This window comes from Paenibacillus sp. J22FR5 (genome assembly GCF_059691975.1).
This window is the reverse complement of the sequence record NZ_JCAUAN010000002.1, coordinates 589,656-604,953: the sequence shown is the minus strand read 5'-3', so window position 1 is coordinate 604,953 and position 15,298 is coordinate 589,656. Positions and strand designations below refer to the sequence as shown.

At 45.1% G+C, this 15,298-nt stretch carries 22 protein-coding genes and 2 pseudogenes; 7 read left to right on the top strand and 17 right to left on the bottom strand.

From position 1 onward, the window contains the following. Positions 1 to 162: 162 nt before the first annotated feature. Positions 163 to 786: pseudogene (locus AC58P7_RS06235) on the bottom strand (FMN-dependent NADH-azoreductase). Positions 787 to 1,148: 362 nt separating this feature from the next. On the opposite strand from AC58P7_RS06235, the gene AC58P7_RS06230 reads away from it, so the two are divergent. Next, complete coding sequence (locus tag AC58P7_RS06230) at positions 1,149 to 1,568, top strand: cupin domain-containing protein (protein WP_497340870.1); 420 nt, start codon at positions 1,149 to 1,151, stop codon at positions 1,566 to 1,568. 49 nt (positions 1,569 to 1,617) lie between these two features. Here the strand turns inward: AC58P7_RS06230 and AC58P7_RS06225 are convergent, their stop codons facing one another. The 4 genes from AC58P7_RS06225 to AC58P7_RS06210 form a co-directional block, all read right to left on the bottom strand. Further along, positions 1,618 to 2,067, bottom strand: a complete 450-nt coding sequence (locus AC58P7_RS06225; protein WP_497340868.1) for an SRPBCC family protein — start codon at positions 2,065 to 2,067, stop codon at positions 1,618 to 1,620. A gap of 276 nt (positions 2,068 to 2,343) precedes the next feature. Next, positions 2,344 to 2,685, bottom strand: coding sequence for a zinc ribbon domain-containing protein YjdM (locus AC58P7_RS06220; RefSeq protein ID WP_497340866.1), 342 nt, complete (start codon positions 2,683 to 2,685; stop codon positions 2,344 to 2,346). Between the two features lie 108 nt (positions 2,686 to 2,793). Further along, the gene (locus tag AC58P7_RS06215) at positions 2,794 to 3,393 is read right to left on the bottom strand and encodes a DUF2238 domain-containing protein (RefSeq protein ID WP_497340864.1); all 600 of its coding nucleotides are present in this window, start codon (positions 3,391 to 3,393) and stop codon (positions 2,794 to 2,796) included. Between the two features lie 167 nt (positions 3,394 to 3,560). After that, positions 3,561 to 3,923, bottom strand: a complete 363-nt coding sequence (locus AC58P7_RS06210; RefSeq protein WP_497340862.1) for a c-type cytochrome — start codon at positions 3,921 to 3,923, stop codon at positions 3,561 to 3,563. Positions 3,924 to 4,100: 177 nt separating this feature from the next. Here AC58P7_RS06210 and AC58P7_RS06205 point away from each other — a divergent pair, with 177 nt between their 5' ends. The 4 genes from AC58P7_RS06205 to tatA are packed head-to-tail and all read left to right on the top strand — an operon-like array spanning position 4,101 to position 7,657. After that, positions 4,101 to 4,877: a gluconate 2-dehydrogenase subunit 3 family protein gene (locus AC58P7_RS06205; RefSeq protein ID WP_497340860.1), complete on the top strand. Its 777-nt coding sequence runs from the start codon at positions 4,101 to 4,103 to the stop codon at positions 4,875 to 4,877. A 33-nt stretch (positions 4,878 to 4,910) separates the two neighbouring features. Next, entirely contained in the window at positions 4,911 to 6,632 is a 1,722-nt protein-coding gene (locus tag AC58P7_RS06200) for a GMC family oxidoreductase (RefSeq protein ID WP_497340858.1), read from the top strand. Between the two features lie 40 nt (positions 6,633 to 6,672). Beyond that, complete coding sequence (gene tatC / locus AC58P7_RS06195; protein ID WP_497340856.1) at positions 6,673 to 7,413, top strand: twin-arginine translocase subunit TatC; 741 nt, start codon at positions 6,673 to 6,675, stop codon at positions 7,411 to 7,413. A 43-nt stretch (positions 7,414 to 7,456) separates the two neighbouring features. After that, positions 7,457 to 7,657 (top strand): twin-arginine translocase TatA/TatE family subunit, encoded by a 201-nt coding sequence (gene tatA / locus AC58P7_RS06190; RefSeq protein ID WP_497288928.1) that lies wholly within the window; start codon positions 7,457 to 7,459, stop codon positions 7,655 to 7,657. Between the two features lie 180 nt (positions 7,658 to 7,837). Here the strand turns inward: tatA and AC58P7_RS06185 are convergent, their stop codons facing one another. The 9 genes and pseudogenes from AC58P7_RS06185 to AC58P7_RS06145 form a co-directional block, all read right to left on the bottom strand. Continuing rightward, positions 7,838 to 8,281 (bottom strand): carboxymuconolactone decarboxylase family protein, encoded by a 444-nt coding sequence (locus tag AC58P7_RS06185; protein ID WP_497340854.1) that lies wholly within the window; start codon positions 8,279 to 8,281, stop codon positions 7,838 to 7,840. A 74-nt stretch (positions 8,282 to 8,355) separates the two neighbouring features. Further along, positions 8,356 to 9,231 (bottom strand): RNA polymerase sigma-70 factor, encoded by an 876-nt coding sequence (locus AC58P7_RS06180; protein WP_497340852.1) that lies wholly within the window; start codon positions 9,229 to 9,231, stop codon positions 8,356 to 8,358. Between the two features lie 42 nt (positions 9,232 to 9,273). Next, on the bottom strand, positions 9,274 to 9,624 hold the full coding sequence (locus tag AC58P7_RS06175; protein ID WP_497340850.1) for a VOC family protein: 351 nt from the start codon (positions 9,622 to 9,624) through the stop codon (positions 9,274 to 9,276). A 14-nt stretch (positions 9,625 to 9,638) separates the two neighbouring features. Then, positions 9,639 to 10,349: a class I SAM-dependent methyltransferase gene (locus AC58P7_RS06170; RefSeq protein ID WP_497340927.1), complete on the bottom strand. Its 711-nt coding sequence runs from the start codon at positions 10,347 to 10,349 to the stop codon at positions 9,639 to 9,641. Between the two features lie 60 nt (positions 10,350 to 10,409). After that, positions 10,410 to 10,868 (bottom strand): annotated as a pseudogene (locus tag AC58P7_RS06165) (GNAT family N-acetyltransferase); the annotation flags it as partial. A gap of 5 nt (positions 10,869 to 10,873) precedes the next feature. Beyond that, positions 10,874 to 11,053, bottom strand: coding sequence for a VanZ family protein (locus AC58P7_RS06160; protein ID WP_497340848.1), 180 nt, complete (start codon positions 11,051 to 11,053; stop codon positions 10,874 to 10,876). A 229-nt stretch (positions 11,054 to 11,282) separates the two neighbouring features. Then, positions 11,283 to 11,870, bottom strand: a complete 588-nt coding sequence (locus AC58P7_RS06155) for a histidine phosphatase family protein (protein ID WP_497340846.1) — start codon at positions 11,868 to 11,870, stop codon at positions 11,283 to 11,285. Positions 11,871 to 11,876: 6 nt separating this feature from the next. After that, positions 11,877 to 12,158, bottom strand: coding sequence for a zinc ribbon domain-containing protein (locus AC58P7_RS06150; protein ID WP_497340844.1), 282 nt, complete (start codon positions 12,156 to 12,158; stop codon positions 11,877 to 11,879). 126 nt (positions 12,159 to 12,284) lie between these two features. Continuing rightward, positions 12,285 to 12,737 (bottom strand): VOC family protein, encoded by a 453-nt coding sequence (locus AC58P7_RS06145; RefSeq protein ID WP_497340842.1) that lies wholly within the window; start codon positions 12,735 to 12,737, stop codon positions 12,285 to 12,287. A gap of 118 nt (positions 12,738 to 12,855) precedes the next feature. On the opposite strand from AC58P7_RS06145, the gene AC58P7_RS06140 reads away from it, so the two are divergent. Both AC58P7_RS06140 and AC58P7_RS06135 read left to right on the top strand, forming a co-directional pair. Further along, positions 12,856 to 13,092 (top strand): hypothetical protein, encoded by a 237-nt coding sequence (locus AC58P7_RS06140; RefSeq protein WP_497340840.1) that lies wholly within the window; start codon positions 12,856 to 12,858, stop codon positions 13,090 to 13,092. Positions 13,093 to 13,197: 105 nt separating this feature from the next. After that, positions 13,198 to 14,274, top strand: a complete 1,077-nt coding sequence (locus AC58P7_RS06135) for an LLM class flavin-dependent oxidoreductase (protein ID WP_497340838.1) — start codon at positions 13,198 to 13,200, stop codon at positions 14,272 to 14,274. A 179-nt stretch (positions 14,275 to 14,453) separates the two neighbouring features. On the opposite strand, the gene AC58P7_RS06130 is transcribed toward AC58P7_RS06135, so the two are convergent. The 3 genes from AC58P7_RS06130 to AC58P7_RS06120 are packed head-to-tail and all read right to left on the bottom strand — an operon-like array spanning position 14,454 to position 15,155. Next, positions 14,454 to 14,786 carry a hypothetical protein gene (locus AC58P7_RS06130; protein ID WP_497340836.1) on the bottom strand — a complete coding sequence of 111 codons (333 nt, stop codon included), beginning with the start codon at positions 14,784 to 14,786 and terminating at the stop codon, positions 14,454 to 14,456. Further along, positions 14,783 to 14,995, bottom strand: a complete 213-nt coding sequence (locus AC58P7_RS06125; RefSeq protein WP_497340834.1) for a hypothetical protein — start codon at positions 14,993 to 14,995, stop codon at positions 14,783 to 14,785. The genes AC58P7_RS06130 and AC58P7_RS06125 overlap by 4 nt, the downstream gene beginning before the upstream one ends. Continuing rightward, positions 14,964 to 15,155, bottom strand: a complete 192-nt coding sequence (locus AC58P7_RS06120; protein WP_497340832.1) for a hypothetical protein — start codon at positions 15,153 to 15,155, stop codon at positions 14,964 to 14,966. The genes AC58P7_RS06125 and AC58P7_RS06120 overlap by 32 nt, the downstream gene beginning before the upstream one ends. Positions 15,156 to 15,298 lie beyond the last annotated feature (143 nt).

Genomic DNA, 15,298 nt, shown 5'->3' with positions numbered 1-15,298 from the left:
GAAGACGATCTTTAACGAGCAAAGTAGACAACCCCTTTGGTGAAAATTAACCACATAATTAACTTCGCTAAAGGTGCAGGAAAATCCTGTTATATGATCTTGCCGTCGTAGAAAAAAGAAGCATCCAAATGGATAGCTCCTTTTCACTTCTTGAACCATTATTTAAAACGCTGCCGCTGTTTTCGCAACCTCACGCAAACCTTCAGCAATGATATCCGCTGAACGATCTTTAAATTGATTATGTCCTTCAATAACAACTTCTTGCGTCTGAATGCCGAACAATCCAAATACGGCTCTAAGAGGTCTAATTGCGGACTCAATCTGAGCCATTGGACCTTCGGAGTACACGCCACCACGCGCATTCAACAAGACAACTTTCTTATCTCCTGCAAGTCCTACTGGACCCTCAGCTGTATATGTAAACGTCTTACCTACTTGACATAGGTAGGAAATATAAGTGGTTAATGGAGCCGGAGCAACGTAGTTCCATAGTGGAAAAGCAATCACGATTTTGTCTGCTGCAAGGAATTGCTCCAAATAACGAGTAGCGATCGTAGCTGCTGCTTGTTCTTGAGGTGTGAGTTCATACCCTGCATTTTGTTTGAATGTACCTGTAATCGCGTCATTCCCATAGTAAGGAAGTTCAACTTGATACAAATCAAGTTACGAAATAACATCAGTCGGATTTTCTTCTCTATACGTATTCAAAAATGCTTCGTACATTTGAACACTTACCGCTTGGTCTGCAGGTCGATCGTTTACTTTTACAAAAAGTACTGCTGCCACGATATCATCTCTCCCATGTATCTATCTCGTATTTATTAGCACAATTAAATGCAACTAATATAGGCACATTATAGAACATGTGAATCGATTACTCAAGTGAATTTTTATTTCACAAGTTCACTTGGACCACAACGACAGGCTAGCGAGCCCTTTTCTTCCGCTTGTGAAATACAAACCATGCAACTCCGATCGTACCAGCCGCGAGTAAAGCACTAAAAAATAAAATGTAGCTCAAATGAAATAACCGCATTTATTACCCTCCTCTATGACAATATCCCCTCTGTTTGCCTTCTTATTAAGATGGGGCAGATGAAGCTAAAATATGTATTTTTGCATATGATAGTTATAGGAGGTGCTGTTACGTGGACAATATACGTGCATGTCGACTCATCCGTTCATCACGAACTTATCATGGGAAGCAAGGCTTCGATTATGCCGAGGCGATTTCCAAAGAAAGTGCTGATTCCCAAGGAATTTGTATGATGCTTTTAACCATTCCACCGGGTCAAAGAGCTACGGCTCATCTTCATCAAGACCATGAAACTGCTATTTATATGTTGGAAGGGCATTCAGCCATGTGGTATGGCGAGAACTTGGAACAGCATATGGAGCTGGAAAAAGGTGATTTTCTTTATATCCCAGCTGGAATGCCGCATCTCCCTTATAACCCGAGTCACTCGGAAGCTTGCACGTGTGTCATTTCCCGTACAGACCCTAATGAACAGGAGAGCGTGCTTCTACTCCCTGAACTTGATGCGCTATGGGATACCAAGAAGCCATAAGCATACAAAAAGCAGTGTATCCTCCACGGATGCTCTGCTTTTTTCTTGTTCACATCATTGCTAGCGTGTTCCCTGTTTCGAGCAAACTCTTTAAGTTGCTAATTATCGCTGGCCAGCCATTGTTAAAGCCTTCGAACGTATCGTCTCGCTCCACAAAATCACCCTGAACAAGATTCTCATGCTTAACGGTTAGCTTCACGGTGCCATTCATCGGTTTCAGTTCAAAGGTTACGCGAGTTGGTTGCGCGCGTTTTGTTGTATCTGCAACATAATGCCAGGTAAAGGATAATAAGTGAAAGGGCTCACTTAGCAAAATAATCCCATGATCGGTGACTTTTCCCTCCCGCGAATAGGTGACGCTCGAGCCTTCTTGCCAATCGGATTGGACAGCCGTTCCGAAAAAATATTTCTCCGTACACGCCGTACTGGTCAAAGCAGTCCATAATTTCTCTGGTGTAGTAGCGATATAGGTTACGTAGATGAAAGTTGTGTCAGACATTAGGTTTCAGGCGCCTCCTCTTGGCTGCAAAGTATTCTTCAGAGCCTTGCATTCTTACATTTTACCAGATAATCGTTGCAGAAGTGACCTCAACCGCGTTAACGCGTCTCAATGACAATGTGGATAGATTTATTTCGTTACTTGAACGAACATAGTCTCACTCGAAGTCGCTCCTGCCCCTGTGTCCGTTAGCGTTCCGCTCCATCCCGAAAGAAAAAGACCCGCGCTAAGCACGGGTCACATTCACCACATATACAGTACTCGAAACAAGTATTCTTAAATCTTTTTAACGAACTCCGACTTTAATTTCATCGCTCCAAAATCATCGATTTTACAATCAATATCATGATCGCCTTCAACCAAGCGTATATTTTTCACTTTTGTGCCGATTTTGATAACAGATGAAGTCCCTTTTACTTTCAAATCTTTGATAACCGTTACCGAATCACCATCTTTTAGCACGTTACCATTCGCGTCTTTGACCAATTTCTGATCTTCACCGTTCTCACTTACACTTGTTGGTGACCACTCATGCGCACATTCTGGGCACACCAATAAATTCCCATCTTCATACGTGTATGCCGATTGGCACTTGGGGCAGTTAGGCAACTCTTCCATGCTGTCAATTCCTCCATTCAATAGTGCTAATAGTGCCACAAATTAGTCGAAATGACAAGACAGGAACAGGTCACCAACCTACTAAACTACCAATCCCGCACCCATTCTTTACCTTATATCCACCAGTGGAACTGTCCTTTTCCTCGCCTTCAACGCCAAATAGCAAGCGGTCAAAATCGCACCTGATGTCCCGCAAATGATGTCCGTCATCGTATCGAGCAAACTGCCATTTTGTGAATTTAGCCCGAAGAGATGATCTGTAGCGAACTCATAAATTTCCCAAACACCCGCCATCGCGATGGAAAAAAACAAGCTCAGCCATACCGCGACATGCGATGAAGGAGGTTCTGTCCCCTCTTGATGACCAGCGGCTTTGCTATAAATGAGCAACCCAATGAAGCAGAGGATAACGCCTGAGAAGAGATGCTCCACTTTATCCAGATAGGGAATGACGCCATAATAGCCGAATTCGTTGGCAATGAACATCGTGACGAAAATAAACAGCAGTACACAGAACCGCAAAGCCGTAAACATAGTTGTTTTAGTGATTTTCACAAGGAGTCTAATGAGCTGCAGCACGGCCACAATGAGCACCGCTTGGAACATTTTCGCCCCGTTGCCTTTCACAAGAAAATAAACAAAGCATCCGCCAGCCAGAACGTACATTGCTAATTCAAAGAGATCATTCCATCGATCCTTGCCCTTCATCTGGTTCATCTCCCTATTGCATAATAAAGAAAGGAAGCCTCTTTACCGGTATTTTTCCAATTACTTAATTATCCTATGCCTCGAAATGGATGAAATGAATGTCTCTTCTAATCCAAAAAGAAAAATCCCGCCTGGCCGCAATACAGCTAGGGCGGGATCATTCCTGTTTATTTTTTGTCTGCTAGCCATGTCGACAACGCATTGATTTCAGCATCGGAGAGCTTTCCTTTGAAAGCTGGCATTGCGCCTCTTCCATTCGTAATTGTCGCAACGAGCTGCTCTTTTGAAAGCTTGCCACCAACCTTCTGCAGGTTTGGCCCGACCAATCCTTCCAAATTTGCACCATGACAGGAGACGCAATTGGCTTTAAAAACCGCTTGAGCATCCACTTTGGTTGTGGCCCCTGTAGTTGCGGAGGCTGTCGGTGCTGTTGATGTAGCTGGACTTGGGCTTGGGGTCGTTTGACTCTTTCCGCAAGCCGATAATGCCCCAGCTATCAATAGGGTGAGGACTACGATCTTTCTGTTCATGAGTTTGCTTCTCCTCACATTCATAGGTTCAAATGCGTTGTATTGAAATCAGATTTCTACCACTACATTGCCCCCATTTCCATAATTTCATGCAACTCATGCATAGGAAATACGCTCACTGCTCATCATATCCATAACTAACCATAAGTACATAAAATTCCAAGGAGGTATGACAATTTGGCTGACAAAAACACGCATAATCATACGCCTGATCACTCACGTCGCCGTTTTCTCAAGTACACCGGAACTGCCATCGGTGGCGTAGTGGTCGGTGGCGTGATTGGAAGCGCAGTGTCTGGAGGCTTCAAGAAAGAATCAACCGCACCTTCTGCATCCCCTTCCGCTAGTCCCAATGCACCCGTCACGGCTGATTATAATCAAGCACCGATGTTCTTCAATCAAACCCAACTACAAATTGCGGAAGCTGCGGCTGAGCGTATTTACCCCAAAGATGAGAGCGGTCCAGGAGCTACAGAGCTTGGGGTTGCATTTTATATCGACCATCAACTAGCAAGTCCTTGGGGCGTGAATGCCCGTACGTACCGGATGGGTCCCTTTGTGAAGGGGGAAGTCACACAAGGCGACTATCTTAGTATACAACGCCATGAACTCGTTACCATGGGCCTGAACAGCCTTGAAGAAACAGCAAAAACCAAGTACACGAAGGGTTTTGTTGATATTAAGCCAGAGGAACAAGATGCGATTCTAACCTCGATGGAAAAAGGTGAAATTAGTGTCGTTAACGGGATTACCGGTAAAACCTTCTTTAACCTCTTTCGCGTGCTAGTCATGGAAGGTGTCTATTCCGATCCCTTGTATGGCGGTAATAAGAATATGGCTGGCTGGAAAATGCGGAAATATCCAGGCAATCAGATGAGTTATATGAATATCATCGATAAAGATCAATTCGTGGCCATGGAGCCGCGCAGCTTGCACGATCATTTCGTTCATTAAAGGCATTATTTTCACAAAGGAAGGAATTCGTCTATGGCTACTAAAATGCCGAAAGTCCCCGTTGTCATTGTGGGTATGGGATGGGTCGGGGGTATCATTGCCGCTGAATTAGCAAAGCAAGGTGTCAAAGTGGTTGGTTTGGAACGCGGGAAGCCTCGGGGAACCGCAGATTACTATATGGTGCATGATGAGCTGCGCTATGCCTCACGCTATGACCTCATGCAGGATTTATCCAAAGAGACTGTAACTTTCCGAAATACAGAAAAAATGGCGGCTGTGCCTATGCGCGAGTACGGTTCTTTCCTACTCGGAGAAGGTCTTGGCGGGGCCAGTGTTCACTGGAATGGTCAAACGTTACGATTTCTCCCTTACGACTTTGAGATTTACAGTAAAACGGTGGAACGCTATGGGAAGCAAAAAATCCCAGAAGGCATGACCATCCAGGATTGGGGCATCACCTATGATACGTTAGAGCCCTATTTCGATAAATTCGAGAAATTGGCTGGTATTTCTGGTGAAGCCGAGCAGAATCCGCTAGTGGGCAAGCGTTCAGCCCCCTTCCCGACCAAACCGATGGTGAAAACACCAATCCTGAAATTGTTCGAGGATGCGACCAAAAAGCTCGGGTATCACCCGTACATGATGCCTTCTGCCAACTTGTCCGAACAGTATACGAATCCGGATGGCATTACCCGTGCAGCTTGCCAATATTGCGGCTATTGCGAGCGCTTTGGTTGTGAATACGGGGCAAAAGCAGATGTGATCGTAACCGCTCTCCCCGTTGCGCAGAAAACCGGCAATTTCGAGCTGCGCTCTTACTCCAATGTCATTCAAATTCTGAATGATGGCAAAAAAGCAAGCGGCGTCGTTTATATGAACACAGTTACGGGCGAGCAGTTCGAGCAGCCCGCTGATGTGGTCATCATGGCCAGCTATGTATTTAACAACATTAAGCTTCTGCTCACGTCCAAATTAGGTAAACCGTATGATCCAGCAACGGGGAAAGGCGTTATCGGCAAAAATTACTGTTACCAAACGAACGGCGGGAGTGCGACAGGCTTTTTCGATGAGAAAGAGTTCAACTTGTACGCGGGTGCTGGCTCATTAGGCATGGAGATTCCTGATTTCAATGGAGACAATTTTGATCATACGAATCTAAATTTCATCCATGGCGCAGGCATTCGGATTTCCCAAACAGGTCAACGTCCGATTGCTACGAACTCCGTTCCTAAAGGCACACCAGGCTGGGGTAAAGACTTCAAGCAAAAGTCGCTGAAATATGCAAACAGTGTGTTGTCCGTCTCCCCGCAGGGTAGCAGCATGCCTTGGAAACATCATTATGTGGATCTGGATCCGACCTATAAGGATGCCTACGGACTTCCGCTCCCTCGCATCACCTTCGATTTTGAAGAGCAGGATCGGCAAATGATCAAATTCGTTGCTGGCAAAGCGGCAGAAATTATGAAAGAAATGAACCCATCAACCATCGGTTCGTCAGATCAGCTTGCAGCTTACAATATCGTTCCGTACCAATCCACTCACAACACGGGCGGCGTTATTATGGGCGCGGATCCCTCCACTTCTGCCGTGAATTCCTATCTCCAAATGTGGGATGCGGAAAATGTATTCGTCGTTGGTGCCTCGGCTTTTGCCCATAACAGTGGTTACAATCCAACGGGAACAGTTGGAGCTTTAGCCTATCGGGCCGTGGACGGCATTGCGAAATATTTGAAACAAGGCGGAAGTGTCGTTTAGTACTGATAGACTACGCGTTTCATGAAGAGGGGGGAATGGCATGGAGCAGGAAGATTGGATCTTACATTTGACCGAGGTTCGCAAGCGATTGCTCATCGTGTTTGCTTGGTTCATCGTCACGCTTTGTGTCGGCTTGTACCTCTCGTCGGATATCCTGTTGTACTTGAAATCACAGCCATTGATTGGCGAAATAAAATGGAATGTGTTTTCGTTTACAGACGGGTTAATGATTTATATGAAATGTGCGTTTCTGTTCGCTGCCTTATTTACGGTGCCCGTCATTCTCTACCAAGCGTGGGCCTTCGTGAAGCCAGGTCTAACGGAAACGGAATCACGGAATGCGCTTCCTTACATACCGGTTGCTTTTGCGCTGTTTATCATCGGCGTTTCGTTCAGCTATTGGGTCGTTTTCCCGATGATGATGCGATTCATGATCAAGATGAATCAATCCATTGGCGCCGTTGAGACCTATGGGATTGATCGGTATTTCGCCTTCTTGTTTCAAATCGTTATTCCAATGGCGATCGCGTTCGAGCTGCCTGTGGTTCTCCTGTTTTTAACGAAAATTGGGTTATTAACCCCTCAGATTCTGAAAATGTCCAGGAAATACGCCTACATCGCGCTCACAATCACGGGCTCCTGCATCTCACCGCCAGATATGATTTCACACTTATCGGTTACTGTACCGTTAATTCTCTTGTTTGAAATCAGCGTATTGGTCGCTGGCTGGCAATGGAGAGCTATGCAGCGCGTAGCAAAGTTAAACCTAATTGAAGAATGAGAAATGAAATCAATTGACATGAAATGAAAAGAGGATGAACACTATGTTCAACAATATCGGGGTTTCAGGGTTAATCTTGATTCTGGCAATTGCTTTAATCGTTTTCGGACCTTCTAAGCTTCCACAGCTTGGACGCGCCTTCGGAGATACTCTTCGTGAGTTCCGTAACTCAACTCGTAATATCATGGAAGATGGCGAGCGTGACCATTTGATCGAAAATGAGGGGAAAAAGCCGCCTCTCTAGGTGACAGAATTGTTATTTTCAAAAAACAGCGATACCAAAGACTTGAAAAGGTCTATGGTATCGCTGTTTTATTGTCTATTTGATTTTAACTAATCACCCAAAAATAACGTCACTACTTCTTCCGTGCTCGAGCACAACTCAAGTCTTAAACATTCCGCTATATCATTCCATAAGCTTATTTTACTCCGCCGCTGGAAACATGCCCGTCGAGATCGCAATGCGGTTCCATGCATTAATCGTATTAATCGCCATGATAAGTGTCACGAATTCACGCTCATCAAAGTGCCTAAGCACACGATCATACAGATCTTGCGGCACGCCATGCACGGAAATTGTCGTCACTGCTTCCGTCAGTTCCAGCACAGCTCTTTCTTTTGCCGAATAGAACGGCGCTTCACGCCAAGCACTAATCAAGTAGACGCGTTGCTCCGACTCTCCCATTTTACGAAGATCACGCGTATGCATATCTAGACAATAGGCACAGCCATTGATTTGGGACGCTCTAATTTTAATAAACTCATACAAGATCGGGTCTAACCCGCTTGATTTGATGAATCCTTCTAACTTCAACATCGTTTGATAAGCTTCAGGGTAAACCTCGCCGAGTTTGATTCTAACTTCCATCTTCAATCTCCTCCACATACCTCTTTTTTTGTTTACGTCGTCTATAAGACAAATGAGGTCGAGGTTTTGTGACATTACATCGCAGAGGAAATATGATGTAATTTATCGGGGTTGCGAATCACATATATACGACCCGATTGTTCCTGGTCTACACCTAATTGAAACAAGATAACCATGTATGTAGTTTGATCATGAACAAGCACAAGTCCGGTTTGACCATTGATTGTCGTAGGCACCCATTTCCCCTGCAACGAACCTTTGGCCCGAATCCCTTCGAAAAACGCGGCAATTCGTTGTTTCCCAAAGATCGGTTGTATTGCGGCGCGGACTTTCCCACCACCATCTGAAACCATCACAGCATCTTCCATCAACAGCGAGACGAAATCTTGGAAGTTCCCTGTATCCACCGCGTGAAGGAACTTCTGAACGAGGGGTTCTGTCTCACCTAGCGTGTTCCCCTCTTCATCAGGTGCTTGACTGATTTTGCTCTTCGCACGGCTATAAATTTTGCGGCAGTTGGCTTCCGTCTTCTGGACCATATCTGCGACCTCATCATACTCATAGCCGAGCACTTCTCTGAGCACGAATACCGCGCGTTCCACGGCGGACAATTCTTGCAGCAAGACGAGAAAGGCATACGAAATCGTTTCCTCTTGGACAAGGCTTCCCATCGGATCCTCCCGGTAGGATGTCACCTTGGGCTCGGGCAGCCACGGGCCTATATAGGTTTCTCTTGTCTTGCTGGCTGAATTCAAGAAATTCAAGCAGCGGTTCGTGACCATTTTGACTAAATACGACTTCAGATTCGTTACATGTTCAGTATCCGTCTTTTGCAACGTTATGAACATGTCTTGCAGCATATCTTCCGCGTCAGATACACTACCTAACATACGGTACGCGACAGAAAATAATAGCTGTTTATATGTGACATAGACTGTTTCTAACTCCATGCGATGAAGCTCCTTTCCCCTTTGTAGTGTAACCGCGGGGGTTTAACACATACATACCATAAGCATATTCCCATCCGGGTCCTTGAAATTAAACCAGTGCCCATGCTCAATGCCAGTCACGAGTTCGACTTTCTTATCCTGCATAAACGTATAGGCAGCCTCGATATCTTTCGTATTCAGATGAAAGGCTGGCGCCTTGAAGAGATGATCTTCGGCGAAAATTTTACTATCCAGCACGATACCTGTACCCTTCATAGGAAGCACATATAAATGACCATGTGGAATCTCCCCATCATTAGGAAAACCTAATAGATCACAATACCAATCGCGTGCTTTTTCAATATCTCGAACAGGGATAAAGACAGTGCCAATTTCATTCAGAATAGGGTTCATTCATGTAACCTCCTCTATGATTTTCTAACGACATAAGTCAGACAATCTGTCTTTAACTGTATCTGTCTACCTTTGCGCTCAATGTTAAATGACAAAGTCTTTAACGTCGTTAATAAAATATCCCAACCTGCATAATGCTTGTTCAGTAGATATTCTAAGTGTTCCGTAGAAAGATTAAGCTCGATAAAAGGCGTTAATTCCTCACCTGTCACCACATCAATCTCATGAAGATTCGAATTCACAATCAGACAATTAACCCCATTAACTTTCGTTCCATGGGCAATCCTATCAAGCACACGTTCGAATGTGTGTTCAGAGTTTACATGTTCTAGCGTCGATACTGCGACAACATAGTCAAATGTATCGGCTGGGATTTCGTAGTCACCAATATCTGATAAGTGAGGCTCGATCCGATCCCTTACATCGAACTGTTCGCTGTAATTCATCAACTTGGTTAGTGCGGATTGCATAATGTCTACACAGACCACTCTACCGTGTCTATATCTCAAGGTCTCCGCTATCGGAATGCTGTTCCGTCCAACCCCGCAGCCAAGATCCAAAACCGTTACATCCTCATAATGATCGAACTGGTACAATGTCTCCATTACCGTCTTGACTGGCTTATACAACCATGAGCCCTCTTCAAAAAGCTTATAATTCTCATAACAAGCTTCATGATACATTCTTTCTTCATCTCGAATCTTTGCAATTCGCGTATACTCCATCAACCAACAATCTCTAAGTTCATCTTCATGTATTTCATGCGCGATCAGTTCCTTCACTTTCTTAAATCCACAACGCTCATAGCAACTGATCGCTCGACTATTCCATTGCTGCGGATCCATGACGATACGATCTGCTTTAGCAACATCTAACAAATAATCAAGCATCGATGTGACGATTAATTTCCCGATCCCCTTGTCCCAATAGGCCGTTTCGCCAATGAATTGGTCAGTACCGTAGATCTTCTCTGCCGGATCGGAATAGCCATATTCAAGGCGTTCCTCTTCATCCAACTCATAGAATTGAATATAGCCAATCGGCACATGATGAAATTCAATCATACATCTGACAGCCGAATCTTCCTGATAAAAATGCTCATCCACCATATCCCCATCATGTGGGCGGTCGCGGCCTTCATAATAGGTTAACACCATGGGGTCATTTAGCCAGGCAACTAAAAGAGGCTTATCGCTAAGTTCAAGTTCGCGAACGGTTAGTGCTTCTGTTTGGTAAATTAGCATCAGATTTATGAGCCTCCAAGATTTCGCCCCTGCCTAACAGTGCGGCTAATTAATTTTGAGATGATCAAACCCATGCAAGCGCCAAACGTATTCAGAATAATATCATCCACGTCAAAACTACCAACCCAAGCTAGCATTTGAATCAATTCGACGAAAAAAATAAGAAGAATCGTTAAATAACACAATATTTCCGAGTAAATTGTTAAACCAAATGCGAAATGGATAATAATCTGAATGTAGGACGTAGCTCTGTATCGTTTTGAAAGGCGTCAAATTATACCTATAATGTTCACCTTCACCAACGAATCTTCCTCGCAGAAAAAGCAATTTCACCATAATAAGCAAGTAGGCCATTCCGAATAGAAAAACAACCAAATTTAACTTCTTACTCGCAAATAAAGCTTTATTAAACATCTAGGAGTTGATCTCCGTTCTTAAATGCGCAATACAATTATAAAGCAGGCATTCCCAACGATTCTCTGAGTGACGTAATTTCGTAACAGAAGTGTTATGCAAATGTTCCTCGATGTCTTCGTGTGGGATCAAATCCTTTAATGTCAATCCAAGTAATCCACCGTGACTTACGATTAAAATTTTCTGATTCGGATGTTTTTCGATCACTTCCTGAATGAAGTTCACCCCTCGGGCAGCAATATCTTGATGAGCTTCCATCCCTAAATCCAGTTGGGGCCAGTCTTCTCCCCATTTTGCCACACGTTCTTCAATCGTTGTTCCCTCTATTAGTCCACAGTACATTTCTCGTAGTCGCTGATCGGTTTTCACTTCAAGTTGCTTCACACGACCGATATAAGCTGCTGTTTCTCTCGCTCTCCCCAAATCGCTGGAATAGATGAACTCCCACTCCTCATCCACCATGCGTTGAGATAGTAATTCGGCTTGCTTGCGCCCATCAGCATTCAATGGAATATCCGTATGTCCTTGTAAGCGTCTTGCAGTGTTCCAATCCGTTACTCCATGTCGTATAAGTCCAATAACCGTCATCCCGTCTCATCCTCCAAAAAAAATATCCAAAATAGTCCCGAAGGAACCTGTATGCTTACTATGTAACACATTCAGATCATAAATTTCAACGAAGCCACAATTCACGCACGAGACAAATAAGTAATGATTGTGCTGAATATCATGGATTTCCTCATGCACGGTTGGCTCCTCGACAATATCTTCATCCCACTTATGATTCAAATGGTTCGTGAATACCTCCTGCTTGCACGCAGGACAAACATCGTTAATCAACTTCACGTGTTCATGGCACCATGGGCATTCGATCATTGTATGTCTCCTTTCATGTTCCTACTTTTATATTTCCATACGTTCCAAAATATCCCTGCTTATGTTTGCGCACATGAAAGAAGAACGCCAAACTAGGCGTCCTTCGCATTCCTGTTATTCGGTTTTCTATTGGCGACCTCTTGTTAGGATTCGATACGTGATGCCAAACTTATCCGTAATATTACCATAGGCTGGGCTGAAAAAACTCTCCTGCAGCGGATCATTCACATGACCGTCCTCTTTCAAGGCATCAAAGATTTGAGCAGCTTTGTTTTTGTCATCTGTTTGAATGACGATCGTGATTTGCGTTCCTTTTTCGTAAGTACTGCCTGTCACATTGTCTGTAAAATGAAGCTCAGAATCACCGATTTTCAATACAGCAAATGAAATGAGATCTTTGTTCTTCGAATTTAGCGGTGCTTCAGGATTTCCCGGTACGAAATCTAATGGTTGGGAATAGACAACTTTGGCAGAGATCGCTCCCATCGTGGGACGCACGGAAGCCGCGACTAGGCAGCTCGCGAGCCGCGCTCGCCGCAGGCTGCAGGGCGCTGAGATCGCTCCTGATGCTGATCTCAACCGCCAAAGAGAGCTCGTCGATGCCTTCCTCGCAGCTTCACGCGCAGGCGACTTCGCCTCTCTGCTTTCGGTGCTCGACCCGAATGTCGTTCTCTGGAACGACCCGGCATTCGCGCCGGTGGCTTCAAAGACAGAGGTGCGCGGCTCCGAAGCCGTGGCCGTTCAGTTCGCAGGCCGAGCACAAGGCGCAAGACCTGTGCTCATCAACGGAAACGTCGGTGTACTTGTTGCACCGCGTGGACAGCTGTTATTCGTCCTCACCTTCTCGATTACGAATGGCAAAATCGTCGAAATGCAGCTAATCGCCGAGCCACAGCGGCTTAGCGAGCTTGATTTGGCCGTGTTAAGCGACTAAAAAGACTATTTTTACCGCTCACTAATCCTCAGTGCCAATAAAACTTGTCCCCTCCTTCCACACATGAGACAATATATCCATTACTGAACTTGGAGGCGAACGTACATGTCTGAGCAAGCGGCAACAATGGAAATAGGCATTAGTACTTTTTTGGAAACAACACCCGATCCAATGACGGGTAAAATAATGAGTCATGCGGAGCGGATACGCAATGCCGTTGAGGAGATAGTTCTAGCCGATCAAGTCGGCCTGGATGTATATGGGATTGGTGAGCATCATCGCGCGGATTATGCGGGTACAGCACCTGCGATTGTCTTAGCGGCCGCTGCTGCGATGACCAAGAACATTCGACTCACTAGTGCCGTCACGGTGCTTTCATCCGATGATCCCGTTCGAGTATATCAAGCCTTCTCTACGCTGGACGGTATCTCGAATGGCCGTGCCGAAATCATGGCAGGTCGCGGCTCCTTCATTGAATCCTTCCCTTTATTCGGATACAGTCTCGATGATTACAATGAGTTATTCGAGGAGAAATTGGCTTTACTGCTGAAAATCCGTGAATCTGAGCAGGTCACGTGGCAAGGAACTCATCGTCCTGACATCCCGAATCTTGGCGTGTATCCACGTTCCGTTCAGACCCCGCTTCCTGTCTGGATCGCGAGCGGCGGTAATTCGGAATCCGCCATTCGCGCAGGAATTCTGGGGCTTCCCATCGCTTTCGCCATCATTGGCGGCATGCCGGAAAGCTTTGCGCCTCTGGTGGCCTTGTATAAAGAAGCTGCCAAACAAGCTGGTCACAATCCAGATAAATTGCAAATTGCAACACATTCTCATGGCTTTGTGAGTGATACATCGGAGAAGGCAGCCGAGTTATTTTACGAGCCAACTGCAGCGCAAATGAACGTCATCGGCCGCGAACGAGGTTGGGGTCAAGCCTACAATCGCACCACATTCGATGCTGCGCGCAGTCTTCGCGGAGCACTCTACGTAGGCGATCCGGAGTACGTCGCAGAGAAAATCCTGCTTCTGCGCAAAAATTTAGGCATTACCCGCTTCTTCCTTCATCTCAACGTCGGGACGATGCCGCATCGTGAAATGCTTCACGCGATTGAGCTGTTGGGCACGAAAGTAGCGCCAATCGTTCGTAAAGAGCTTGCTCGTAGCAGCTCATCTAGCAACTAATCCGACTTGTAACATCTGCAGCGATTGTCCTAACTCTAGCGCATCCCTTAATTTCGCCCATAAAAGCCGTTTCACCAGGAATCCCAAAAAATAACTAGATCTTTTCCAGTTATTTTCCACAATACGCCAAAATGACAAAGATAGCTGGGGATTATCCAGCTATCTTTTGTCATTTCACCTTACAAAAATTGTTCCACGCCTGTTTCTGCTGATCGATACACGGCCTCAAGCACCGCAATCACACTTCGCGCATAAACGGGCGGGCAACTCGTTTCACTATGCGTCTCAATTGCTGCAAGCAGATCCTTATACTGCAACTGGAATGGCGTATCCATTGTTGGCACATCCACCTTTTCATAAGCACCACCACGACTGATCCATAAACTATCACCCGTTACGAGCTTCAGCATCCCATCCGTAACAATGATCTCTGTTTCATTTCGAGTAGCCCCCGGATAGCCCGACTGAGCTATCGTCGCTGGAATCCCCGATTCTAATTCCAAATAAATCATGCCGCTTCCATAAATCGAATGATTTGCAAGGTCTCTTCCTCATCAATATCAGGTATTCCCGTCACAAACATCGTCATAATTTTTTCTAAAAGACTAGCGTAATACGGTTTCGGATGTTTATATACATCGATGAACTGCGTGTTACCTTCACGATGCAGCAACGCGCCAAATTGCGTGTTACCCTTCCGATTGCCACGAATCGTACCCATAACACCATTTACCCATACACCAGCCGCCAGGATAAGCAACGGTAACCTTGCCTCCTGTGATATGAAATGGATGATCCTTATCATGTAACAATTGTGTAAACGTAAGCGCATGGGACGAATCGGCACCAATAATTCCTATTCGAATCGGTGAATGTTTCATCAGTAGGACAACCTCCAAACTAGTATGAATGGATAAAAATTAAATATGTGATGTGTTGTAAAGCAAACATCTTCTCCATCTTCTCTTCCATCATAATGAACCTTCTATTAAGAGACATGTCTTTTAATAGACTAAATATGAAG

Bases quoted from the DNA above. Each gene is read 5' to 3' on its own strand.
- AC58P7_RS06170 (WP_497340927.1), bottom strand. From the start codon at position 10,349: ATGGAGTATACGCGAATTGCAAAGATTCGAGATGAAGAAAGAATGTAT.
- tatC (WP_497340856.1), top strand. From the start codon at position 6,673: ATGGAGCAGGAAGATTGGATCTTACATTTGACCGAGGTTCGCAAGCGA.
- AC58P7_RS06210 (WP_497340862.1), bottom strand. From the start codon at position 3,923: ATGAACAGAAAGATCGTAGTCCTCACCCTATTGATAGCTGGGGCATTA.
- AC58P7_RS06125 (WP_497340834.1), bottom strand. From the start codon at position 14,995: ATGGGTACGATTCGTGGCAATCGGAAGGGTAACACGCAATTTGGCGCG.
- AC58P7_RS06200 (WP_497340858.1), top strand. From the start codon at position 4,911: ATGGCTACTAAAATGCCGAAAGTCCCCGTTGTCATTGTGGGTATGGGA.
- AC58P7_RS06180 (WP_497340852.1), bottom strand. From the start codon at position 9,231: ATGGAGTTAGAAACAGTCTATGTCACATATAAACAGCTATTATTTTCT.
- tatA (WP_497288928.1), top strand. From the start codon at position 7,457: ATGTTCAACAATATCGGGGTTTCAGGGTTAATCTTGATTCTGGCAATT.
- AC58P7_RS06215 (WP_497340864.1), bottom strand. From the start codon at position 3,393: ATGAAGGGCAAGGATCGATGGAATGATCTCTTTGAATTAGCAATGTAC.
- AC58P7_RS06135 (WP_497340838.1), top strand. From the start codon at position 13,198: ATGTCTGAGCAAGCGGCAACAATGGAAATAGGCATTAGTACTTTTTTG.
- AC58P7_RS06225 (WP_497340868.1), bottom strand. From the start codon at position 2,067: ATGTCTGACACAACTTTCATCTACGTAACCTATATCGCTACTACACCA.
- AC58P7_RS06150 (WP_497340844.1), bottom strand. From the start codon at position 12,158: ATGATCGAATGCCCATGGTGCCATGAACACGTGAAGTTGATTAACGAT.
- AC58P7_RS06155 (WP_497340846.1), bottom strand. From the start codon at position 11,870: ATGACGGTTATTGGACTTATACGACATGGAGTAACGGATTGGAACACT.
- AC58P7_RS06120 (WP_497340832.1), bottom strand. From the start codon at position 15,155: ATGAAACATTCACCGATTCGAATAGGAATTATTGGTGCCGATTCGTCC.
- AC58P7_RS06220 (WP_497340866.1), bottom strand. From the start codon at position 2,685: ATGGAAGAGTTGCCTAACTGCCCCAAGTGCCAATCGGCATACACGTAT.
- AC58P7_RS06130 (WP_497340836.1), bottom strand. From the start codon at position 14,786: ATGATTTATTTGGAATTAGAATCGGGGATTCCAGCGACGATAGCTCAG.
- AC58P7_RS06175 (WP_497340850.1), bottom strand. From the start codon at position 9,624: ATGAACCCTATTCTGAATGAAATTGGCACTGTCTTTATCCCTGTTCGA.
- AC58P7_RS06185 (WP_497340854.1), bottom strand. From the start codon at position 8,281: ATGGAAGTTAGAATCAAACTCGGCGAGGTTTACCCTGAAGCTTATCAA.